This window comes from Bradyrhizobium sp. 26S5, assembly GCF_036923295.1.
Classification (GTDB): domain Bacteria; phylum Pseudomonadota; class Alphaproteobacteria; order Rhizobiales; family Xanthobacteraceae; genus Bradyrhizobium; species Bradyrhizobium septentrionale.
Genome location: NZ_CP145948.1, coordinates 3410648 through 3433481, shown reverse-complemented (window position 1 = coordinate 3433481; position 22834 = coordinate 3410648). Strand labels below are relative to the sequence as shown.

At 65.3% G+C, this 22834-nt stretch carries 21 protein-coding genes; 5 read left to right on the top strand and 16 right to left on the bottom strand.

What is annotated here, in order from left to right:
* Positions 1 to 111 precede the first annotated feature (111 nt).
* From V5279_RS15820 to V5279_RS15800, 5 genes are all read right to left on the bottom strand, one after another.
* Entirely contained in the window at positions 112 to 1650 is a 1539-nt protein-coding gene (locus V5279_RS15820; RefSeq protein WP_338698824.1) for a sugar ABC transporter ATP-binding protein, read from the bottom strand.
* On the bottom strand, positions 1647 to 2768 hold the full coding sequence (locus V5279_RS15815) for an SMP-30/gluconolactonase/LRE family protein (RefSeq protein ID WP_338698822.1): 1122 nt from the start codon (positions 2766 to 2768) through the stop codon (positions 1647 to 1649). Before V5279_RS15815 ends, V5279_RS15820 begins: the two co-directional genes overlap by 4 nt.
* The gene (locus V5279_RS15810) at positions 2768 to 4906 is read right to left on the bottom strand and encodes an ABC transporter permease (RefSeq protein WP_338698820.1); all 2139 of its coding nucleotides are present in this window, start codon (positions 4904 to 4906) and stop codon (positions 2768 to 2770) included. The genes V5279_RS15815 and V5279_RS15810 overlap by 1 nt, the downstream gene beginning before the upstream one ends.
* Before the next feature lie 159 nt (positions 4907 to 5065).
* A complete protein-coding gene (locus V5279_RS15805; RefSeq protein ID WP_338698818.1) occupies positions 5066 to 6088 on the bottom strand; it encodes a sugar ABC transporter substrate-binding protein in 1023 nt (340 codons plus the stop codon).
* 97 nt (positions 6089 to 6185) lie between these two features.
* Positions 6186 to 7211 (bottom strand): ABC transporter permease, encoded by a 1026-nt coding sequence (locus tag V5279_RS15800; protein WP_224741713.1) that lies wholly within the window; start codon positions 7209 to 7211, stop codon positions 6186 to 6188.
* A 91-nt stretch (positions 7212 to 7302) separates the two neighbouring features.
* On the opposite strand from V5279_RS15800, the gene V5279_RS15795 reads away from it, so the two are divergent.
* Complete coding sequence (locus V5279_RS15795) at positions 7303 to 8298, top strand: LysR family transcriptional regulator (protein ID WP_338698814.1); 996 nt, start codon at positions 7303 to 7305, stop codon at positions 8296 to 8298.
* A 5-nt stretch (positions 8299 to 8303) separates the two neighbouring features.
* Here V5279_RS15795 and V5279_RS15790 read toward each other — a convergent pair whose 3' ends face one another.
* Genes V5279_RS15790 through V5279_RS15780 form a run of 3 tightly spaced genes read right to left on the bottom strand, consistent with a single transcriptional unit; the run spans position 8304 to position 10261 of the window.
* Positions 8304 to 8831: a VOC family protein gene (locus tag V5279_RS15790; protein WP_338698812.1), complete on the bottom strand. Its 528-nt coding sequence runs from the start codon at positions 8829 to 8831 to the stop codon at positions 8304 to 8306.
* 16 nt (positions 8832 to 8847) lie between these two features.
* On the bottom strand, positions 8848 to 9699 hold the full coding sequence (locus V5279_RS15785; protein WP_338698811.1) for an SDR family oxidoreductase: 852 nt from the start codon (positions 9697 to 9699) through the stop codon (positions 8848 to 8850).
* A gap of 4 nt (positions 9700 to 9703) precedes the next feature.
* Positions 9704 to 10261: a carboxymuconolactone decarboxylase family protein gene (locus V5279_RS15780; protein WP_338698809.1), complete on the bottom strand. Its 558-nt coding sequence runs from the start codon at positions 10259 to 10261 to the stop codon at positions 9704 to 9706.
* 216 nt (positions 10262 to 10477) lie between these two features.
* Between V5279_RS15780 and ilvD the strand changes: the two genes are divergently transcribed.
* Positions 10478 to 12322, top strand: a complete 1845-nt coding sequence (ilvD, locus tag V5279_RS15775) for a dihydroxy-acid dehydratase (protein WP_166293916.1) — start codon at positions 10478 to 10480, stop codon at positions 12320 to 12322.
* Between the two features lie 322 nt (positions 12323 to 12644).
* Here the strand turns inward: ilvD and V5279_RS15770 are convergent, their stop codons facing one another.
* From V5279_RS15770 to V5279_RS15755, 4 genes are all read right to left on the bottom strand, one after another.
* Positions 12645 to 12860 (bottom strand): hypothetical protein, encoded by a 216-nt coding sequence (locus V5279_RS15770; protein WP_029082305.1) that lies wholly within the window; start codon positions 12858 to 12860, stop codon positions 12645 to 12647.
* Between the two features lie 582 nt (positions 12861 to 13442).
* Entirely contained in the window at positions 13443 to 14492 is a 1050-nt protein-coding gene (locus tag V5279_RS15765) for a hydroxyacid dehydrogenase (protein WP_338698804.1), read from the bottom strand.
* Between the two features lie 15 nt (positions 14493 to 14507).
* Positions 14508 to 15404, bottom strand: a complete 897-nt coding sequence (locus tag V5279_RS15760) for an amidohydrolase family protein (RefSeq protein WP_338698802.1) — start codon at positions 15402 to 15404, stop codon at positions 14508 to 14510.
* A gap of 4 nt (positions 15405 to 15408) precedes the next feature.
* Positions 15409 to 16374, bottom strand: a complete 966-nt coding sequence (locus tag V5279_RS15755; protein WP_338698800.1) for a tripartite tricarboxylate transporter substrate binding protein — start codon at positions 16372 to 16374, stop codon at positions 15409 to 15411.
* 188 nt (positions 16375 to 16562) lie between these two features.
* On the opposite strand from V5279_RS15755, the gene V5279_RS15750 reads away from it, so the two are divergent.
* Together V5279_RS15750 and V5279_RS15745 are read left to right on the top strand one after the other, a co-directional pair.
* On the top strand, positions 16563 to 17111 hold the full coding sequence (locus V5279_RS15750; protein WP_029082310.1) for a thiamine pyrophosphate-binding protein: 549 nt from the start codon (positions 16563 to 16565) through the stop codon (positions 17109 to 17111).
* 8 nt (positions 17112 to 17119) lie between these two features.
* A complete protein-coding gene (locus V5279_RS15745; protein ID WP_338698798.1) occupies positions 17120 to 17722 on the top strand; it encodes a thiamine pyrophosphate-dependent enzyme in 603 nt (200 codons plus the stop codon).
* Between the two features lie 140 nt (positions 17723 to 17862).
* On the opposite strand, the gene V5279_RS15740 is transcribed toward V5279_RS15745, so the two are convergent.
* The 4 genes from V5279_RS15740 to V5279_RS15725 all read right to left on the bottom strand — a co-directional run bounded on the left by V5279_RS15740 (position 17863) and on the right by V5279_RS15725 (position 21052).
* Positions 17863 to 18924, bottom strand: a complete 1062-nt coding sequence (locus V5279_RS15740; protein ID WP_338698797.1) for a 2-dehydropantoate 2-reductase — start codon at positions 18922 to 18924, stop codon at positions 17863 to 17865.
* A gap of 193 nt (positions 18925 to 19117) precedes the next feature.
* A complete protein-coding gene (locus V5279_RS15735) occupies positions 19118 to 19507 on the bottom strand; it encodes a DUF1236 domain-containing protein (RefSeq protein ID WP_166203874.1) in 390 nt (129 codons plus the stop codon).
* A 208-nt stretch (positions 19508 to 19715) separates the two neighbouring features.
* A complete protein-coding gene (locus tag V5279_RS15730) occupies positions 19716 to 20489 on the bottom strand; it encodes an NYN domain-containing protein (RefSeq protein ID WP_166293898.1) in 774 nt (257 codons plus the stop codon).
* Between the two features lie 155 nt (positions 20490 to 20644).
* On the bottom strand, positions 20645 to 21052 hold the full coding sequence (locus V5279_RS15725; RefSeq protein ID WP_166293897.1) for a hypothetical protein: 408 nt from the start codon (positions 21050 to 21052) through the stop codon (positions 20645 to 20647).
* A gap of 364 nt (positions 21053 to 21416) precedes the next feature.
* Here V5279_RS15725 and V5279_RS15720 point away from each other — a divergent pair, with 364 nt between their 5' ends.
* Positions 21417 to 22829: an MFS transporter gene (locus V5279_RS15720; RefSeq protein ID WP_338698796.1), complete on the top strand. Its 1413-nt coding sequence runs from the start codon at positions 21417 to 21419 to the stop codon at positions 22827 to 22829.
* The last annotated feature ends 5 nt before the right edge of the window (positions 22830 to 22834 follow it).

Below are 22834 nucleotides of genomic sequence, written 5' to 3'. Positions count from 1 at the left end.
CAATTGCGCACCTGATGGCGACGCTTCAGCGCCGAACCCGGAATCTCGAGATTCCGGGTTCGGTGCTTCGCACCGCCCCGGAATGACAGGGAGAGATTGGGCCGTGCGACCTCAATGCACCGCCGCGTACAAAATCTTATCCTGCGTCGCGTCGGCGGCGTCGAATTCGGCGGCGATGCGGCCGGTGCGGGCGACCAGGATGCGGTCGGACACCGCGAGAATCTCCGGCAGATACGACGAGATCACCACCACCGCCTTGCCCTCGTCGGCGAGACGGCGGATTTCGCCGTGGATGTGCGGGATGGTGCCGACGTCGACGCCGCGGGTCGGCTCGTCGAAGAAGATGATCGAGGGCTCCTGCACCAGCGTCTTGGCCAGCACCACCTTCTGCTGGTTGCCGCCGGACAGCTCGACGATCCGCGCCTTACGCTGCAACGCGCTGATCTTGAGCCGTTCGACCCAATAGTTCGCAAGCTTGCTGCGTTTGGCGCGCGACAGCAGGAAGCTCCAGCCCTTCCGTGTGGCGAGGCTGCCGATATAGACGTTGTCGTCGACCACCATGGTCTCGAAGAAGCCGTTGGCCTTGCGGTCCTCGGTGATGTAGGCGATGCCGTCATTGATCGCCTGCCGCGGCACGCGGTAGCGGATCGGCTTGCCGCGCAGCCGGATGGTGCCGCCATTGACCAGATTGCGCTTCAGCGCGCCGTAGATGATTTTGGCGATCTCGGTGCGGCCGGAGCCGATCAGGCCGGCGATGCCGACCACCTCGCCGGCATAGACCGAGAACGACATGTTCTTGACCGCCATGCCCATGGTGACGTTCTCGACCGTCAGCACCTTCTCGCGGCGCTGATGGGTCTTCTCCTTGCGGCCGTAGACCGCCTGCGCCACCTCGCGCCCGACCATGTGCTGCACCAGCGCGTCGCGGGTGAGCTGCTTGGCGGGCGCCGTGATCACCAGCTTGCCGTCGCGCAGCACGGTGATGCGGTCGGCGATCTGCAGCGATTCCTCCAGCGCATGCGAGATGTAGATGATCGAGACGCCGCGGGCGCGCAGGTCGCGCACCAGATGGAAGAAGTGGACGATCTCCTCCGGCGTCAGCGACGCGGTCGGCTCGTCGAAGATGATGATGCGCGCCTTGTTGTAGATCGCGCGCGCGATCTCCACCATCTGCTTCTTGGCGGTGCCGAGCAGCGCCACCGGCGTTGCCGGATCGACGTGGAAGTTGAGCGACTGCAGCAGCTGCTGGGCCTGGATGTTCAGGGTGCGGAAGCGCGTCAGCAGCTTTTCGTTGCCGAGCTCGATGTTCTGCGCCGCCGTCATGGTCGGCACCAGGCTGGTCTCCTGATAGACCATGCAGATGCCGGCATCGAGCGCGTCGCGCGGCTGCTCGAAATTGGCAGGCTTGCCGTCGAGCAGATAGTCGCCGGAGGTGAGATTGATCGCGCCCGCGATCGCCTTGCATAGCGTCGACTTGCCGGCGCCGTTCTCGCCAACCAGCGCGTGCACCTCGCCGGGATAGAGATCGAAATTGACGCCCTCGATGGCGTGAACGCCGCCATAGATTTTCGAGCCGCTAGTGATCCGCAGCACCGGCTCGCGGGTTGCGGACTGGGGCGCGGTCGTGGCCTGCATCACGCCGTCATTCATCGCAGCTCTCCCGTATAGCGCAGCAGCCGTCCGGCGCCGCGCGCGGCGATCACGACGCCCGAGGGCGTGGCGCAGGCGGCAGTGATGCCGTGGAAGCGGCCGCCGGCGCGGCTGTGCAGGCTGTCGCTGGCCTCGCCATCGGCGTCGAGATGCACCAGCAGGCCATAGGAGCGCGGCGGCGCCCAGGGCTTCTGGATGCCGAGCGCCTTGACGCTGCCGATCTGCATCGGCTCCAGGCAATCGCTGCCGCCGGTGAGCGCCGGCGCCACCCAGTAATCCGGCGGCATCGTCGCCATCATCTCCTCGCGGAAATCGTCTTCCTTGAGCACGAACTCGATCAGATGCGTGCGGCGCGCGAACATGCCGAGCAGCAGGCCACCATGGCCATCCGGATGCAGCCGCGCCGGATAGCCCGGCATATTGGCGGCGACGGTCTCGCGCGGGCCAAGTCCGTCACCGGCAAGCGCGAAGCGGCTGAGCCGATGCGCCCAGCTCTCCGTGAGCCACAGGCTCTTGCCGTCGTCCGAAACGCTGACGCCATAGGGATACGCCAGGTCGCGCAGCAGCACCTGCGGATTGTCGAGGCCGGCACCGCAGCTCACGAGGCGGCCATTGGCGCGCTTTTCCATCAAATCATGCCGCCACTCGCCTGGGCGGCGGCCGGCGCTGCCTTCGACGGCATAGATGCGGCCATCGGGCGCCGCCGTCACCGACAACAGCCCGGTCAGCGCGCTGCCGCCGGCAGCCTCCAGCCAGCGCGGATCGGGCTTTGCCGGATCGATCGCGGCTAGCCCCCTGCCCGCGACGCAGACCAGCAGGCGGCCGTCCGGATGCAGCGCCAGCCCGCCGGCATCGTCCTCGAACTCGGCGACAACAGTGCGGGTCGAGAGATCGTTGCCACTGAGCTTCAGCACCTGCCTTCCGGCGGAGACATAGACCGCGCCGTCGCCGGTCGCGATAACGTCGTCGATGCCGGGCAGCGGCTCGCCAATCGGCACGGCGGCGTCGAGCCGGTCGTTCGGGCTCATCGCGCCGTCGAGCGGCGGGATCGCGTTCTGGCCACCGTCGCGGTCGATGACGCTTCTGATGTCGCGCAGCAGATGATCGAAAAATCCCATTATTTCGCCACCCTGCTCTTTGCGCCCCAATACGCATCGTAGCCGGTCCAGCTGTCGTCGACGCCGTCGAGCTTGATGCGGCCGATCCGGTTGTTCTCGAGCCCGCCGAGATAGAGATAGCCCTCGTGCTCGCGCATCGAGGTCAACGTTGAATGCGAGATGCCGGTCGGGTCCCACCACGACTCCAGCGCCTCGCCCTGCTCGTTGAACTTCAGCACACAGCCATGGTTGAGCGCCGGCGCCAGCCACTCGTCGGTCGGCACCTGCTTGACCATGCGCAGCCGGAAGCCGGGTTTTCGCGCGGCGAGATCGAAGGTCGGCGTGCGAATACCGACCAGTGCCAGCCAATAGGTGCCGTCGGAGGCGCGGTTGATGTTGTCGGGGTTGCCCGGCAGTTCGTCCATCAGCACTTCGGTCTTGCCATTGTTCGGCCCCTCGATCCAGTGGCGGAACACCTTGCACAGCGAGGTCGACGCGATCAGGATCGACTTGCCGTCATGCGAGACGCAGATCCCGTTCGGAAAATAGAAGTGGTTGATCACGGTGCGCGTGGTCTTGGTCGCCGGGTCGTAGCAGACCACGCGACCGTTCGGCCGGCCCTCGAGAATGTCGAGGGTGTTGGTGGTCATCTCGTAGCGCGTGGTGCAGTCGCTGAAATAGATCTTGCCGTCGGGCGCGATGTCGAGGTCGTCGGCCATGCGCAGCCGGGAATCGTCGTTCAGCTTGTACCAGGTACGGTTGGTCTCGTCGGTGACCTTGAAGATGCCGCCATCGGGCGCGACGCCGTAGACGCCCATGCCGGCGACCGCGACGATCAGATTCTCGTCGCGATCGAACTGCATGCCGAGCGGCCGCCCGCCGATATGGGCGAACACCTCGCGGGTCTTGAAGTCGGGCCCGGAGAAGCGGATCACGTTGCCGTCGCGGGTCGAGCCGTAGAGCCGGCCCTGGCGGTCGAGGATGACATCCTCGGGCCCCTCGACCTGGTCGACGCCGATCGCCTGCGCGTTGATCAGCCGGTCGTTCTGCGCGTAGGGCGATGTCGCGCCGGGCTGCACCGCCGGCGCCGAGGCCAGCGGCACGAAGGCCGGGTTGACATAAATCTTCTGGATCGCCTTGCCGCGGTTCTTCGACCATTTGACGTCGATGCCAACGGCGGCGAGCAGGATCATGCCGGTCACTGCCGAGGTGACGTAGCCCGGGATGCCCATGCGCACGAGGCCGTTGATCAGAAGGAAGATGATCAGCGCACCGATCATGGCCCGCCACACCGTGCCCTTGCCGCCGGCCAGCGAGACGCCGCCGAGCACCACGGCGGTGAGCGCCTGGAACTCCCAGCCGACGCCGGTGGTGGAATCTGTCGAGGCCTGACGTGCAGCGTAGAAGATGCCGCTCGCCGCGCACAGCGTGCCCGACAGCACATAGGTCATGAACAGCATCAGGCGGACACGGATGCCGGCGTGGCGCGCCGCCTTGCGGCTGGCGCCGATCGCGGTGAGATGCCAGCCATAGCGCGAGCGCGACAGGAAGATGTGGCAGATCAGGAGCACCACGAACAGCGTCGCCGCATTGATGGGAATGCCGAGCACGCTGCCGCCGCCGACGAAGTCCCACGCGTCGCTCTCGACCGAGTTGGTCGCGAACACCTGAGCATAGCTGGTGTTGAGCAGATTGACCGAGGCGCGCAGGATGATCAGCGTCACCAGCGTGGTCAGGAACGGCCGCGTCTTCAGGAAGCCGATCAGGAAGCCGTTGATGCTGCCGAGCAGCGCGCCGACCGCCAGCGTCGCCGGAATAGCCAGACCGACCGGCCATTCGCGCACCAGCAGGAAATACAGTGCTGCAAAATTGCACAGCGCGAAGATCGCGCCGACGGAGAGATCGATGCCCCCGGTGACGAGGCAGAAGCCCATCGCGAGCGCGACAAAGCCGAATTCGGCGAACAGCCGCAGCAGCGATACCGAGTTCTGCACCGAGGCGTAGTCGGGAATGGTGAGCGCGAAATAGGTCCACAGCCCGACCATCACGGTGAAGGGAACCACCGGCTCGAACCACTGCTTGAGCAACAGCTCGGACAGCAAAAGCCGGGGCGAGAACCGCCGCACCGATGCGGCAAAGGAATCGACAGCCATCGACATCGTCAAAGCACTCCCTCGATCATGATGTGAGAACTCCCATCGTGATCTCGTTCTCTTATTGAGCATGATCTTTCGGAAAACCGGCTTCCACTTTTCCGGATCATGCTTGTGATACAGCCGGCGCGGGAATGCCCCCCGCGCCGGCTGTCTCGCGCCTTGTTAGTTTTTCTTGGGTAGCGCGAAGCAGTTGGCGCCCGAGGCGTTCGACTTGTCGAGCCAGATCGGCCGCGTGTAGTAGACGAGATTGCGCCCGCCCGGCTTCTCGCCGGATACCAGCAGGGTTTCGGCGGCGAACATCAGGTCATGGCCCTGCTCGGTCGCCTTGTAGCTCAGGAACTTGTAGAAATTGCCCGAATTGACCTGGTCGCAATCGAGCTGCGAGCCTTCACCCGAGGCGAACACCTTGACGTCGTCGATCTTGCCGGCGTTGCGGATCGCCTGCGCCGCGCCCGACTCCATGATGCCCCAGAAGCCGATCGAGGCGCACAGGTCAGGATGCTGCTGGATCACGGTTGCGGTGACATTGAGCGCGGTGTTGGCGTCCCAGTTGGCGGCCTGGTTCGAGACCACCTTGATGTTGGGATCCTTGTTCAAGACCTCCATGATGCCGCCCACCTGGTCGACGCTGGCGGCCGCGGTCAGTTCCCCCTGCACGATCTGGACCTTGCCCGACTTGCCGGAGCCGGTGCCGCAGGCCTTCACGGTTTCGCTCGCGAGCATCTTGCCGATCTCGCGCCAGTCGGCGCCGACAAAGGCACCGGACTTGTAGTTCGAGGACATGTTGATCTGGATCACATGCGTGCCCTGGCTTTCGGCGCGCTTGAGGTCCTTCATCAACAGCGTGACGCTCGGATTCTGCACGATCAGCACGTCGGGCTTCTGGTCGACCAGCGCGGTCAGCGCCTGCTGCATCGCCGAGGGGTTGTTGTTGGGATCGCGCACGACGTATTTCATGCCGCGCCACTCGGCCTCTTCCTGCACCACCCGGCCCCATTCGTCGGACAGCGGCACGCCGAGCGCGATCGGCAGATAGGCGATCGTCTTGCCCTGCAGCGCCTTGTCGTAGACGGCGCGCAGCTCGCGCGCGGTCTTGGTGCCTTCCTCCTGCGCGGATGCCGCAAACGGCATCGTGGCCAGCGTCGCGCCGGCGAGCAGGATCGTCCAGAACTTGGTCGTCTTCATCGTCTCCTCCACACAAAATTCTTTTGATTGATTGGGAATTGTTCTGATTGATTGGCGCGAGGGGCGCGCTCAGTCGTCTTGCTTCAGTCGCCTTCCTTTAGTCGCCCTGCCGCGCGGTCTCCTCGTCGCGGGGATGCAGCCAGTTGTCGAGCACGATGGCGGCCAGCAGCACCACGCCCTTGACGATGTTCTGCACCTCGCTGTTGACGTCCATGATGGTGAAGGCGTTGAGCAGCGTGCCAATCAGGACGCAGCCGACCACGACGCTGAACACGCTGCCGCGGCCGCCGATCAGGCTGATGCCGCCGATCACGACGACCAGCACGACGTCGAAGATCATGGTGCCCTGGGTGATCGCCATCTGCATGCTGCCTGTGGTGCCGACCCAGACCAGGCCTGCAATCCAGGCGAGCAGTGCAACCAGCACGTGCTCGAGCACGATCAGCGGCCGCAGCGGGACACCGGTCAGCCGTGCGGCCTCCGGATTGTCGCCCTGCGCATAGATGAAGCGGCCGATCGAGGTGCGAGACAGGAACAGGTGCATCGCGATCGCGCAGACCGCGAACACCAGGATCGGAACCGGGATGCCGAACAGCCGTCCGGCGCCGAGATACATCAGGCCCGGCGCATCCTTCGGCGCGTAGACCACCCAGGCCGGCGCGATCCAGAACGCAAGGCCATAGATCACGAAGCCCGCCGCCAGCGTCACGAACAGCGCCGGCGCCTCGACGAAGGCGACCATCACGCCGTTGACGACGCCGATCAGGACCGCAATCGCCAACGCCAGCAGCACTGCCGTGAAAACAGGCATGCCGTTCTGCATCTCGATCAGCGCGATCGCCCAGGAACCCGCCATGATCGCGACCTCGGAGAGGTCGATGCCGCGGCTGATCACGATCAGCCCCATGCCGAGGCCGAGCACGCCGAGGATGGAGATACTCCGCAACAGATTCAGGAGGTTGGAGACGGTGGCAAAGCCGTTCAGCGTCAGGCCGAACACGACCAGAAGCGCGATCGTGATCAGGAGCACGATCTGCTCCTGGCTCGGCTTTGCGAACATTGTGCCCGAGCGAGATGATGCCGCAGGGACAGCAACGCCGCGCGATGGCGATTGCACGCTCATCGTTTCCTCCAGGTATTATTTTGCTTGAGACTTTAAGAGTGCCGACTAGTATTCGTCAAATGCATTCGACGGATACGGGTAGATCATTTCCATGCATGTACGCGACGTCGACCTGAACCTGTTCGTCGTGTTCGACGCGATCTATTCCGAGGGCGGCGTCAGCCGGGCCTGCTTTCGCCTCAATCTGACGCAGCCCGCGGTGAGCCATGCGCTGGGCCGGCTGCGCGCGATGTTCAACGATCCGCTGTTCGTGCGCCGCAACCACGTGATGACGCCGACGCCGCTTGCACGCCAGATCATCACCACGGTGCGCCAGGCACTCAACGGCCTTGAGACGACGCTGACCCACACCCACCGCTTCGATCCGGCGAAGACGCCGAAGCGGTTCGTGATCGGTCTGCGCAACAATCTCGAGGCGCCGATGCTGAGCGCGCTGATCAACCGGATCAGCACGGTGGCGCCGCTGGTCGAGATCGCGACCGTGCGCAGCGAGCGCAACAATCTGGAGCGCGAGCTTGCCGCCGGCACGCTGGATGTCGCGATCGATACGCTGCTGCCGCTCTCGACGGAGGTGCGGCGCGAGCAGATCCTGACCGAACATATCGCGGTGTTCGCGCGGCGCGGCCACCCCGAACTCGGCACAAGGCTCGACAAGAAGGCGTATCTGCGCATGGAGCATGTTTGCGTGACGTCGCGGCGCAGCGGCCTGTCGTTCGAGGATTTCCAGTTCCAGCGCCTCGGCCTGACGCGTACCGTTCGCCTGACCTGCCAGAATTTCGCGACCGCCTGCCATGTCGTGAGCCGCAGCAACATGCTGCTGACCGCGTCGGAAAGCGCCGCCTCCGTGCTGGAGGATCCCGGGCTGTTGCAGTGCTTCCCCTGCCCGTTCCCGATCAGCCCGCACGTCAATTATCTGTATTGGCATGCCACCGCCGAGGGCGACACCACCAATCAATGGCTGCGCGAGCAACTTCGCGCCGCCGCTTCGCTGCTGGCCGGCAGCCGTTTCAGCAAGAAGAACCGGCGCGCGGCCAAAACGCGCCCCAGGGTCGGCATCCCGGTGCCGACCAGCCTCGCCGCGGAATAGCCGCGTCAGCCCACCACGCGGATCGGGTCCGAGCCGTCCCAAGTCGCGGCCACGGTCCTGATCTTCTCGAAGAACCGCCCCTTCGATCCCGAGATGTCTGAGATCTCGATCACGGTGCCGGCGTGGCCGGCGGTGTCGAAATAGGCGAAGCGTCCGTTGGGGCCGCCGATCTGGCCTTCATGACCGATCGTGAAGCCTGCCGCGATGGCGCGATTGTAGAGCGACTGGTAGTCCGTGCTCCAGTACGACATGTGCTGCAGGCCCTCGCCGTGGCGCGCCAGAAAATCCAGATACATCGACGGCGCGTCGTTGCGCTGTTGGATCAGCTCGATCTGCAGGTCGCCGGAATTGGCCAGCGCGATCGACATCTCGACCGCGGAGTCCACGCCGCGATAGCGGAACCAGTCGACCTTGACCGAGGGGATCAGGAAGAATGGCCCGACCCGCAGCGTCTCGGTCCAGAACTCCAGCGCCGCATCGATGTCGCGAACGACGTAGCCGTTCTGACAGACCTTGCCGAACAATGCACTCATGCGCCCTCCCCGCCGCTCACAAACCGCTGAGCCCGCTGTCCACCGCCAGCGTCTGCGCGGTGACGTAGACGCTTTCATCCGACATGAAGAACAGCACGGCGTAGGCGATCTCCCACGCCGTGGCCTGACGGCCGAACGGGACATGCCCCTTGCCGCGCGATGGCCGGCCGGCGCCGGCGTCGCGGCCGTTCGGGGTGTCGACCAGCCCGGGATAGACCAGATTGGCGCGGATGCCGCGCCGCGCACCGGCATGCGCGATGTTGCGCATCAGACCGCCGAGCGCAGCCTTGGAGGAATCATAGACCGCCATCTGCGATCCCGCCTTCAGTGCCGCGATCGAGGAGATGAAGACGATCGCGCCGCCGTCCGCGAATTTCGGCAAGGCAGCGCGGCAGCACAGCATCGGGCCGCGGACGTTGACGTCGTAGATCCTGTTCCACTCCTCGGCGCTGACATTGTCGAGCCCGGTCTTGCCGAAAGTGCCGATGTTCAGCACCATGCCGTCGAGCCCGCCCATGGCGCGGTGCGCCTCGTCGATCATCCTGATGACATCGGCCTCGTTGGTGACGTCGGCGGCGATCGCGAACGCGCGGCCGCCGTCATCGGCAATACGCGCGACCGTATCCTCGGCGGAGGCGCGATTGAGGTCGGCGACCGCGACATGCGCGCCCTCGCGCGCGAACAGCAGGCTCATGGCGCGGCCGTTGCCGATCGGATCGGTCGCGGCATCGAACACGCGTTGGCCGCCGCCGACCACCAGAATGCGGCGTCCGTTGAGACGTCCCCTGCCCGGCGCGATGCCTGACGATTCCGCGCTCAGGGGACGGACATAGCGCTCCGGCTTGGAGTCTTGTGACGTGTCCGACATCTCATCAGCTCCGCTTCTTGCCGCCCTCGTAGACGGCCATGCCGGCGGCCGGATCGAGATCGGTCTCGGTCGCCTCCGTCAGCCGCGCCATCATCATGTAGAAGCCGACCGCGACGATCGCCTCGACGATTTCCTGGTCGCTGAAGTGTTTGCGCACAGCGGTAAAGGCGGCATCGCTGACGCGCACCTTCTCGACCACCTCGCGGCCGAAGCCGAGCAGCGCGCGCTCGGCCGCATCAAGTGCAGCATCGTCGTAATTGCCGCGCTCCACCGCATCGATCTGCGCCTGCGTCACGCCGACGCCGAGCGCGATCGGCACATGCTGGCGCCACTCATAGGCGCCGCCCTCGAGCTGCGCGGCCTGCAGGATCAGAAGCTCGCGGTTGACCGCCGACAGCTTCTGCTTGTGCAGGATCGAATTGCCGAGCCGCATCACGGGAATCGCATTGGCCTCGGCATGGGCCATCATGCGGAAGATGTTGAGCTTGACCGGCATTCGGTCGAACGCGGCGCGGATGTCTCCGCCGGTCGCCTCCGAATCAATCAGGGGCAGCCTTGCCACGCGTCTCTCCCTTTTGGTTGTTCTTGTTCATTGTCTTGCTGTCCGGCTTCCCGGTCCGTCCAGCTAATGCGCGGGGCCGGCTGAGATCAAGCTGGCCCGTCGGAATGGTCCGAATAGCGGGGTTCTGCCATGCGGTTCAGCGCTTGAATCCGCAGGCCCGGGCAGGCATAAGGACCCCATCTCCCCTAAAAAATGCCCATAGCCCAAGGATTTACGATGCCCGCCTATCGCTCCCGCACCACCACCCACGGCCGCAACATGGCGGGTGCTCGCGGCCTCTGGCGCGCCACCGGCATGAAGAACGAGGATTTCGGCAAGCCGATCATCGCGGTGGTCAACTCCTTCACCCAGTTCGTGCCGGGACACGTGCATCTGCAGAACCTCGGCCAGCTCGTCGCGCGCGAGATCGAGAAGGCCGGCGGCGTGGCAAAAGAGTTCAACACCATCGCGGTCGATGACGGCATCGCGATGGGCCATGACGGCATGCTCTACAGCCTGCCCTCGCGTGAACTGATCGCCGACAGCGTCGAATACATGGTCAATGCGCATTGCGCCGACGCGATGGTCTGCATCTCGAACTGCGACAAGATCACGCCCGGCATGCTGATGGCGACGCTGCGGCTCAACATCCCGACCGTGTTCGTCTCGGGCGGCCCGATGGAATCGGGCAAGATCCTGCTCAAGGGCAAGAAGCGCGCGGTCGACCTGATCGACGCGATGGTGGCGGCCGCCGACTCCAACGTGTCGGACGAAGAGGTCGAGGTGATCGAGCGCTCGGCCTGCCCGACCTGCGGCTCCTGCTCCGGCATGTTCACCGCAAACTCGATGAACTGCCTGACCGAGGCGCTCGGCCTCGCGCTGCCCGGCAACGGCTCGGTGCTGGCGACCCATGCCGACCGCAAGAGCCTGTTCGTCGAGGCCGGCCATCTGATCGTCGATCTCGCCCGCCGCTATTACGAGCAGGACGACGCCAAGGTGCTGCCGCGCAATATCGCGAACTTCAAGTCGTTCGAGAACGCGATGACGCTCGACATCGCGATGGGCGGCTCGACCAACACCGTGCTGCATCTGCTCGCCGCCGCGCGCGAGGGCGAGGTGCCGTTCACGATGACCGACATCGATCGTCTGTCGCGCAAGGTGCCGGTGCTCTGCAAGGTCGCGCCGTCGGTGCAGGACGTCCACATGGAGGATGTGCATCACGCCGGCGGCATCATGGCGATCCTCGGTGAGCTCGACCGTGCCAGGCTGCTCACCACCGACGGCCCGACCGTGCACGCCGCGACGCTCGACGACGCGCTGAACCGCTGGGACGTGGTGCGGACCTCAAGCGACAAGGTGCGCAACTTCTACCGCGCCGCGCCGGGCGGCGTGCCGACCCAGGAGGCGTTCAGCCAGGATCGCCGCTTCGACGAGGTCGATCTCGACCGCGCCAAGGGTGTCATCCGCAACGCCGAGCACGCCTATTCCAGGGATGGCGGTCTCGCCGTGCTGTTCGGCAATCTGGCGGAAGATGGCTGCATCGTGAAGACCGCCGGCGTCGACGAGAGCATCCTGAAGTTCTCCGGTCCGGCCCGCATCTTCGAGAGCCAGGACGCATCGGTCGACGCCATCCTGGGCAACAAGGTGAAGGCCGGCGATGTCGTGCTGATCCGCTATGAAGGTCCGCGCGGCGGTCCGGGCATGCAGGAGATGCTGTACCCGACCAGCTATCTGAAGTCGAAGGGACTTGGAAAGGCCTGCGCGCTGATCACCGACGGCCGCTTCTCCGGCGGATCGTCCGGCCTGTCGATCGGCCACGTCTCGCCGGAAGCCGCCGAGGGCGGCCTGATCGGCCTGGTCGAGGAAGGCGACATCATCGAGTTCGACATCCCGAACCGCAAGGTCAACCTCAGGGTCGACGACGCCGAACTGAAGCGCCGTCGTGCGGCGATGGAAGCCAAGGGCAAAGCTGCGTGGAAGCCGGCCGCACCGCGCAAGCGCGCCGTCTCGACCGCGCTGAAGGCCTATGCGGCGTTCGCGAGCAGCGCGGCCAAGGGTGCCGTGCGCGTCCTGCCGGAGTAACAAGCGACGAGCTTGGCCGCGTTTGGCTCCGGTCTCGCGGCAGACCAGCTGCACCTCTCCCGCTTGCGGGAGAGGTCGTCGCAGGGTTGCACTGCCAAAATATCGAAAACAACCCCATGCAAAGTAGCCGGCGGACACGGCAACTTGACTCGACGGGCAACTCAGCGGTATTCTTCGATTATCCAGAAATCGTGCAGACGCCCTCCCCCCGGGACTATCGCATCGGCATTTCCGGACTTCTGCAACAGACGCATATGCGATTGCCCTCCCCCGCAAGCGGGAGAGGGAGCGCAGAGCGGATGCGGCTGATCTCGACCTAGCGTCAGGTCACTTGCAAGTCGGCGGCTTCGATCCGGATGCGGTCGGCGTGCAGCGACCAGTCGCACAGCGCCTGCTCCTGACAGAATTTGAGCTTGGCCATCTCGGTGGCCTGGCCTTCGCTCGAGGCGTCGATCTCGAGCGCGCCCTGACAGACCTCGCGCTGGCGGCCATTGCCGCCGAGCACGTCCTTCATGAAATGAACGACGAAGCGTGACATGGAACCCTCCCTGCTGCGGGGGCAGAGCCCGGGGTTCACGTGCTAGCACTGACGCGAGGCGATGTTGAGTTAATTCGCCGCGCGGTTGCGGCGCACGGTGGAAAACTTACGCGCCGGCCTGCGGCAGGCTGGCGGCAGCGATCGCGACGATCTGCGCAATGCGGCGGCCGATCCTGGCCGGAGCTGCACGGAGGTATGACTGGACCTGTCGCATGGCACATTTTCCTTCCACGCCCGGAATGGTCGGGCACACCTGGAAAATGGCGATTTCGCCCTAAGCCGTCGATATCTCAGGGAAAATAACAACGGACGCGTTGCGGAGCGGTGGTTTGACAGTGGGTTTGTTGTCCCGATCGAGGTTCCGGCGAAGGAGATTTTCTCCGACGGTTTTTTGGCCGCACGGCACGCTCCACCTCTCCCGCTTGCGGGGGAGGTCGGATCGCATCGCAGATGCGATCCGGGTGGGGGCTCTCTCCACGATGCGACTCGCGGAGAGAGCCCCCACCCCCCTCCCCCGCAGGCGGGAGAGGGAGCCCACGGCCGGTGGACGTGGAGACATCAAGCGCCGATGCCGCGGATCACCTACCCCGGCATAAACCCGAACGCCTTCTCGAACCGTCTCGCGTAGACCGGCCAGACCTCGGGGTTGATGATGCGTGGCGGGCGCTTGCCGTCGAGTGCGTCGAGGATCTGCTCGGCCGCGATGCGGCCCATGTTCATCCGCGCCTCGCGGGTGACGCCGGCGGTGTGCGGGCTCGCCAGCACATTGTCAAACTGCAGCAGCGGATGATCCGGTGGCGGCGGTTCCTTGGACCAGACGTCGAGGCCGGCACCGGCGATGCGTTTTTCGCGCAGCGCGTCTTCCAAGGCCTTCTCGTCATGGATGAAGCCGCGCGCGGTGGTGACGAAATAGGCGTGCGGCTGCATCAGCGCGAATTCGCGCGCGCCGATCATGCTTCTGCTCTTGCTGTCCAGCGGGCAGGAGATCGAGACGAAATCGGCGCGGCGCAAGAGATCGTCGAGCTCGACCTTCTCGCCGCCCCGCTTCGCCATCTCTTCCGCCGTGAGATACGGATCGTAGGCGATCACCTTCATGTGCAGCAGGCCCTTGCACAGCTCGGCGATGCGGCGGCCGACATTGCCGAGGCCGACGATGCCGACGGTCTTGTCCTTCAGCTCGTTGCCGATCAGGTCGTTGCGGTTGACATTGGCCTCGCGGCGCAGCCGGCGGTCGGACTGGATGATCCGTTTCGACAGCGTCAGCATCATGCCGAGCGCGTGCTCGGCGACCGAATTGGCATTGCCGCCGGACTGATTGACCACCAGCACGCCCGCCGCCGTGCAGGCATCGACATCGACGGGATCGAACCCGGCGCCGTTCGACGACACGATCAAAAGGTTCGGCGCGCGCTTCAACAGCTCGGCATGGGCATGGAAATGCGGTGCCAGCTCATCGCGCGCCGCGCCGATCTGATAGGCATGCGCGTCGGCGAGAACCGGCGCGAACTGCGTCTCCGGTGTGTCGTTCTCGAGACGGTCGAGCCGGACGTCCGGCCGCTTCTTCAGGATCTCGACGTAGATCTCGTGGGCGAGGTATTTGACGTAGAACACGCGCTTGTTGTTGACGGTCATGTCTTCGGACAGCTCTCAGTTTGGGAAGCCATAGAGTTTTGCGGGATTGTCGACGAGGATGCGGTGCCGGGCCGCCGCATCCGGCGTCCACTCCTGGAACAGCGTGAGCAGATGGCCGGCGTCGGGCATCTCACCCTCGACCCGCGGATGCGGCCAGTCGCCGCCCCACACCAGCCGCTCGGAGTTGGCCGCGACCAGCGCCTCGTGGAACGGCCGCGCATCCGGATAATCCGGCGCTTGCTGGCTCAGGCGATGCGCGCCGGAAAGCTTGGCCCAGCACCAGCCCTCGCCGACCGCACGCAGCAGGCTCTGGAAACCTTCGGTGTTGGTGCCGGCGCGCGCGTCGGTGCGGCCCATGTGATCGACCACGACCGGCAGGCCCAGCGCCTTCAGCGTCGGGATCGTGTCAGGCAAGTCCTTCACATCGATCCAGAGCTGCAGATGCCAGCCGAGCTCGGCCATCACGGGCGCATGCGTCTCGGCGACGCCGAGCGGAATGCCGCCGCGATAGTGCAGCTGCCCGCCGCGGAAGAAATGATTGAAGCGCAGGCCGCGGACGCCGAGCACGTGCCATTGCCGCAGCGTGCCCGCCGCGACATCGGCATCGGCCACCGCGACGCCGCGCAGCCGCGCCGGCTCGCGCTGCAGCGCGTCCAGCATCGCCGAGTTGTCGTGGCCGTGCGCGCTGCCCTGCACCAGCACGCCGCGGGTGAAACCGAGCGCATCGAGCATGCCGAGATAGGTCGCAAGCGGCGCATCCGGCGGCGTGTAGCTGCGATCAGTGGCATAGGGAAAGCGGTCCGCCGGGCCGAACACATGCGCATGGGTATCGCAGGCCTTCGGCGGCAACTTCTCTCTGGGCGGCGTCACCGGACGCGGCGGCAGGCAGGCGGGAATCTCTGACGCAGCCATCGGCTCACTCCGCCTTCATGCCGGCGGCCTTGATGATCGGCCCCCATTTGTCGTAGTCGGCCTTGATCTTGGCTGCGAATGTCTCCGGCGTCGAGCCGATCGGGATCGCGCCAAGCTTGCCGAGACGCTCCTTCACGGCCTCGGTGTTCACTGCCGCGACGAAATCGTGCGAGATTCTTGCGACGAGATCGGCGGGCATGCCGCCAGGGCCGATCAGGCCCCACCACACCTCGGTGTCGTAGCCCGGCACGGTCTCCGACATGCTCGGCACGTCTGGCAGGAACGGCGCACGCGACGCCGTCGTCACCGCCAGCGCGCGAACCGTGCCGGCCTGCAATTGCCCGACCGATTCCGGCCCGTTGTTGAACGACATCGGGATTTGTCCGCCAAGCAGATCGTTGATCGCGGGCGCGCCGCCCTTGTAGGGGATCGCGTTGAGATCGATCTTCGCAAGGCTCTTGAGCAGCTCGCCGGCCAGATGGGTCGAGGTGCCGTTGCCGGCATGGGCGAAGGACAGGCTACCCGGTTTTGCCTTCGCCGCAGCGATGACGTCGCCGACCGACTTGAACGGCGAGTCCGCGCGCACCAGCAGCACGTTCGGCGATGACGCGAGCAGCGAGATCGGCGAAAAGTCCTTGAAGGTGTCGTAGGGCAGTTTTGGATAAAGGAACGGATTGGTGGCGTGGCCGCTCGCCACCATGATCAGGTTGTAACCATCTGGTGCGGAGGTCGCGATCGCCTGCGAGGCGATCACCCCGCCGGCGCCCGGCCGATTCTCGACTACGATCGACTGCGTCCAGGATTTTGACACCGCTTCGGCCAGCGTCCGCGTCAGCACATCGACGCCGCCGCCAGGCGGATATGGGACGAGAATGTGAACGGCCTTGGTCGGGAACGGCTGCGCAGACGCAAGGCCGGCCATCACCATGGCCGCTGCCGCAATGGCGATCCGCCAGACCCATCCGGCCATCGACGCCTCCCGTCCCTTTATCGTTCCGTCCCTTTATCGTTAAGCCTCTATCGCACGTTGGTTCGGCGCTGGGATGGCCGAATTCCGCAGATCGCGTTGCGGCCGCGGCATGTTGACAATCGCATGCACCGCGTCAAGTTGCGTGTCGCAAGCGGCCTTAAGCGTCGCGCGCGAACAGGGAGAATGGGATGGCGGCCGCGGAACAAGCCTCGCCTCAGGACAAGGCTACCTGGCACGGCATCGTGCTGCAGACGCTGAAGCGGAACGAGATCAAGCTGGTGCCCTATGTGCCCGACCGGGTGCTGACCACGCTGATCAAGAACCTGCACGCCGATCCCTATTTCACGACGTTTCCGACCGCGCGCGAGGAAGAGGCCGTCGGCATCGTCTCCGGCGCCTGGATGGCGGGCATGCGCGGCGCGGTGCTGATGCAGACCTCGGGCTTTGCGACGCTCGCCAACGTGCTGGCCTCGCTCGCGGTGCCCTACCAGATCCCGCTGATCATGTTTGTCTCCGAGCGCGGCACGCTCGGCGAGTTCAATTACGGCCAGGCGCTGGTCTGCCGCACCATGCGCCCGGTGCTGGATTCGCTGGCTATGGAACATCACACCATCACCCGGCTCGACGAGCTCGAATTCATCGCCGACCGCTCGATCAAGCAGGCCGTCGCCACCCAGGCGCCGGTGGCGCTGATCCTCTCGCCGCTGTTGACCGGCGGCAAAACCTTCGACAAGTGAGCGCCGCAATGACCAACGCCCACGCGCGCAACACCAAGGTGATGAACCGCTTCGACCTCACCCAGCGCCTCGTCGCCAAATTGAAGGACGAGGCCGTGATCGGCGGCATCGGCAACACCAATTTCGACCTGTGGGCCGCCGGCCACCGCCCGCAGAACTTTTACATGCTGGGCAGCATGGGACTTGCGTTCCCGATCGCGCTCGGCGTCGCGCTGGCGCAGCCGAAGCGGCTGGTGTTTGCGCTTGAAGGCGACGGTTCGCTGTTGATGCAGCTCGGCTGCCTCTCGACGATCGCAACGCTGGCGCCGAAGAACTTGACAATGGTGGTGATGGACAACGGCATCTACCAGATCACGGGCGCGCAGCCGACGCCTGCAGCCGGCCATGCCGACGTCGTCGCGCTTGCGCTCGCCAGCGGCCTTGCCAACAGCTCCTGGGCCGCCGACGAGGACGATTTCGAGCGCCTGATCGAGCAGTCGAAACAGGCCTCGGGGCCGTCGCTGATCGGCGTCCGCATCGACGACAAACCCGGCACCGGCACCACCCGCCGCGACCCCGTGCAGATCCGCGAGCGGTTCATGAACGGCATGGGGGTGAGGCAGCTGCTGTAGGCAATCTGCCACGATATCTCCCCCGACATTGCGAGCGACGCGAAGCAATCCATCTCTCCGCACACATGGGGAGATGGATTGCTTCGTCGCTTCGCTCCTCGCAATGACGGCAGTCAGCGCTGAGGCATGGAGCCCATCTCTCAATTCATCCGCAGCTCCGTGATGTGCCGCGGATCCGGCGCGAGTTCACCGCGTTCGACGCGCTTGACGATATCGGTCAGCGCGGCGTTGGCCGTGCAGGTGATGCCGAGCCTCTCGCCCTCGCGCACCACAAAACCGTTGAGGAACTCGATCTCGGTGCGGCGGCCCTTCTGCATGTCCTGGCCCATCGAGGGGCGCTGCGCCGATGACGTGCGCTTGGCATCCTTGAAGCGCTGCTCGTCGCAGGCGCGGGTCGCGGCCTCATCGCCCTCGCCGGCCCGCGCGATCGTCTCGGGCGGCAGATGCAGGATTTCTTCCAGCTGATAGCCCTGCGCCTGCCCGACCCGGATCGCCTCGCTGCCGAGCCGCGTTGAGAAGCGGCGCAGCGGTTCGCTTTGCAGCACCTCACCGCCCGGCAGGCCGGTGCAGGCCGACAGCCCGTTGCCCATCACATTGGCGACCAGTTTCGACCAGCGCTCGCCCCACAGATTGCCCGTGACTTTTGCGCTGTCGGAATAGCCGACGAGACGGCAAACCTCTTCCGCCCGAGCGGTGATGCGGCCATGCACCTCGCCGGCGCGAAACACGGTGTGCGCAGCCCCGCCCTTCCCCGCGCCGCGGTGGATATGGCCGGGCTCGGGCAGATTGACGGTGATGCTGCTCGCGATGCAGCCGAGCGTCTTGCCCCAGCCGACAATGCCGGCGATCGTCTCCTCGTTCATGCAGTTCTGCAGCGACACGACGTAACCATCCGCCGCCAGATATTGCCGGATCAGCATTGTCGCCCAGGCCGTGTCGTATGACTTCATGCAGACGAAGGCGATGTCGACCGGCTTTTCCTTCGCCAGTTGCTGCGCGTCGGTGACGTGCAGCGCGCGCACCGGCACCGAGAATTCCGCAACGTCCATCGCGTGCGTGACGCGCAGCCCGTGCTTGCGCATGTGCTCGACATGCTCGGGCCAGGGATCGATGAAGGTGACGTCCTCACCCGCCTGCACCATATGCGCACCGGCGTAGCCGCCGACCGCACCCGCGCCGACGATCGCGATCTTCCGACCCATGTTTCCATCCCCTGCTCTTGGCGGACGCTGGCCGCGCCCGCTCGTTGGGGCCAGTCTAGGGGATCGCGCCGTCAGGCCAACCGCTCGGTGCATGCCAAAAGCGGACCTGTGCCATGCCCGTATTCATGGGACAAACGAATCCCCGCGGGCGATATGCCCGCGAGGATGTCGACGGTCAGAAATCCGCGCGCGATCAGTCGATAACCCTCACCACCCTGCGGGTGCGGGAATCCACGATCACGCGGTGATCGTTGACGATCGCATAGTGATATTCGGCGTAGCGCGGCACGGGGTGCAGCACGACCGTATCCGGCAGCGGCTCGCCGACCACGACGCGTTCGCGCACCACCACCGACGGCTCGCCGCGCGGGATCGATCCGATCACCGCATTCGGAATCTCGAGGCCGGCGCCGACCGCAGCACCAACTGTGCCGCCGACGATCTCGCCGACGGGACCTGCGATTTCACCACCGGTCCGCGCACCGTTGGCGGCGCCCGCTGCGGTCGTGGACTGCGCGAAGGCCGAACCGGACGCAAGCAGCGACGCAGCAGCGACAAGGGAAACGGCAAAACGCTTGTTCATCATTCTCCTCCTCCGAGTTGTGAGCTGCCCTTCAACATCGCAAGCAATGAGAACGTTCCAGTTCCAACAGCGCAACTTGCGCGCAGACTGCGGTTCCGCGCGCAATTCCCTTCAGTTCCTGCGCACATGAAAATGCCGCTTCGGATGATGTCCGAGCGGCATTCATGATCGGTTCAGATTGAAGCGGATCAGAGCAGGCGCGGGCCGCTCATTCCGCAGGTTTTCGCGGCGCTCGCCGTCTTGGCGGCCTTGGCGGCGGTGCAGCCGCCGGCTTGACGCGGATTCGCATCGTCCCACCCTTGGACTCGATCTCGAAGGCGTTTGTCCTGCGCACCAGCTCACCCAGGGTGCGGAAGCCGTAGGTCCTCTGATCGAAATCGGACGCCAGATTGGCGAGCTGCCGTCCGACCTCGCCGAGCGTCACCCAGCCGTCCTCGCTCGCCATCTGGCCGATGACCTTCTTGAGGATGGGCGTCGCGGCGTCAGGCGGCTGCAACGGCTGGGCACGCACCGCCGCATCCTGATTGCTCGTCACCCCGCCGCGCAAATTCTCGGTATAGACGAACCTGCGGCAGGCCTGCCGAAAGCTCTCCGGCGTCTTCTGCTCGCCGAACCCGAACACGTCGATGCCATGCTCGCGGATGCGGGCGGCAAGGCGCGTGAAATCGCTGTCGGAGGACACCAGGCAGAAGCCATCGAACCGGCCGCTGTGCAGCAGGTCCATGGCGTCGATGACCAGCGTGATATCGGACGCATTCTTTCCGGTCGTATAGGCGAACTGCTGCTGGGGGATGATGGCGTGCTTCGACAGCACGTCGGCCCAGCCCTTGGATCGCGGATTGGAGAAGTCGCCGTAGATGCGGCGAACGCTGGCCTCGCCGATCTTGGCGATCTCCTCGAACAGCGCGTCGGCGATCCTTGCAGATGCATTGTCGGCGTCGATCAGGACGGCGAGTCGGGGCGAACGCAGTTCGGAAGGCATGGCTTTTCTCGGCTGGGAAGCGATGGATCGGCGTCTCCGCAAACGGCAGCGGAACCGGCGCGGCGCCGCATCGGAGCACATCGCGCGTCCCAAGCATAGGCTTGGCGGCCGTCGGGTAGATTTTCGCGACGACGGCAGCCTTCAGGCGGTGCGGATCAGATTACTTCGCCCATGTCGATCGCCCGCCTGGCGAATTCGATGGCCTTCTCGGCGGTGATCGCATCCGCCGTCGTCGTTGCGTCGTCGCGCACCGAGGGCGGAAAGGCGATCCGGATCTTCTTGCCGTTCGACCGGCGGATAGTGGCGCGCCAGCGATCGACATCGCGCCGGTAGGCATCGATCACATAGTCCTTGTAGGCGACGCCGCTCATGAGCGGCTGCCGCGATGCCATGTCGAGACCGGGCGGCCGGCTTGCGATATCGCGAACCAGTTCGACGATGGCCTCGACGGCATGGTCGCGCGCCACGCCGGTCGCGTCCCTGAGCAGATAGCTCACCGCCGCGTCGATCTGCGCCCTCGCGCGATCGTCGTTCTCAAAATCCGAATCGAGCTGAATTGACATGGTAGGGAAAACGCCTCCTCCGGACGCGCCATCGGATACCTGCCGGGTTCCAGCGCGTGCAATCACGAGACGTTTAGTCCGCCCCCCGTTAAAGCCGGATTATCTGTTAACCCCCGATTTCTCGGATGCCGTTAACCGGGTGGCGATGCCGCTCCGGAGGACCTCCGAAGCGACACCGATTGTCGACCAGATCACAGCAGGCCCGCGCCACGCGCCGGTTTATCCGCGGCCGCATCCGGCGCCGCAGCCGGGTTCGCATCGCCAATTCCGCACTGATCACCAATTGACATATCACTGCTATCCGTGTGACATTTCATGGACGGGCCGACAAGAGCCCAGCAACGTCCACCTGGGGAGGACAGCCATGACCATTTCCGACGTCACCACATCGGCCGGTAGCCGGGCTCCGGCCGCCGTCGCGCGCACCGCGCAAGCGCAGCAGGTCGCCGACATCGCGGCACGGCTCGAGCGCCTGCCGCTGACCTCCTATCAACGCTGGATCTTCGGAATCATCGCAACCGCATGGTTCTTCGACAGCATGGACCTGGCCGCGCTGACTTTCGTGCTCGGCTCGATCCGACAGACCTTCGGCCTGTCGACGGCGGAAACCGGGCTGCTGTCCAGCATGAGCTTCCTCGGCATGTTCGTAGGTGCTGCGTCCGCCGGCCTGCTTGCCGACCGTTTCGGCCGCGCCCGCGTCTTCCAGGTCAGCATGATCTTCTGGGGATTGGGCAGCCTGTGCTGCGGCCTGTCCACGACGGCGACCGCGCTCGGCGCATCCCGCCTGCTGCTCGGCTTCGGAATGGGCATGGAGTTTCCGGTCGCGCAGTCGATGGTCTCGGAGATCATGCCGGCCAAGAACCGCGGCCGCTACATCGCTTTCCTCGAAGGGTTTTGGCCGCTCGGCTTCATCGCGTCGGGCCTGCTGACCTACTTCGTGCTGCAGGCCGCCGACTGGCGCTGGGTCTTCATCTTGCAGGCGGTCCCGGCCGTCTTCGTGCTTGTGGTGCGACGCTACGTTCCGGAATCGCCGCGCTGGCTCGCGTCCCACGGCCATTCCGAGCGGGCCGAAGCGACCGTGCGCGACATTGAAAGCAGGGTCCGCGATCGTCTCGGCAGCAAGGAACTGCCGCCGGTCGTGCGCCAGGCCGCCGCTCCCGCGTCCGAAGTGACGGGCCTGAGGACGCTGTTTTCAGGCATCTACGCCAAGCGGACCACGATGTTGTGGACCTTGTGGTTCTTCGCGCTGCTCGGCTTCTACGGTCTGACCACGTGGCTCGGCGCGTTGCTGCAGGCTAAGGGATTCCCGATCACCAAATCGGTGTTCTACACGATCCTGATTTCGCTCGCCGGCATCCCCGGCTTCCTGGTCTCGGCGTGGCTCGTCGAATCCTGGGGCCGAAAGGCGACGCTGGTGATGAACCTGCTCTGCGGCGCGATCGCCTGCCACTTCTACGGCTCGGCGGCGGACCAGACCCAGCTCATCATTGCCGGCCTCTGCATGCAGTTCTTCCTGTTCGGCATGTGGTCGGCGCTCTACGCCTATACGCCTGAACTGTACCCGACCCATGTTCGTGCCACCGGAACCGGTTTTGCCTCCGCGGTCGGCCGAATCGGTTCACTGATCGGCCCTTATGTGATCGGCGTGATCCTGCCTGCGGCGGGACAGAGCGGCGTGTTCGCACTGGGCGCCGGCGCGTTCGTGGTGGCGGCGCTGGCGGTGCTGTTGCTCGGCGAGGAAACCCGCGGCCGGACGCTGGAGAGCATTTCGCACTGATGATG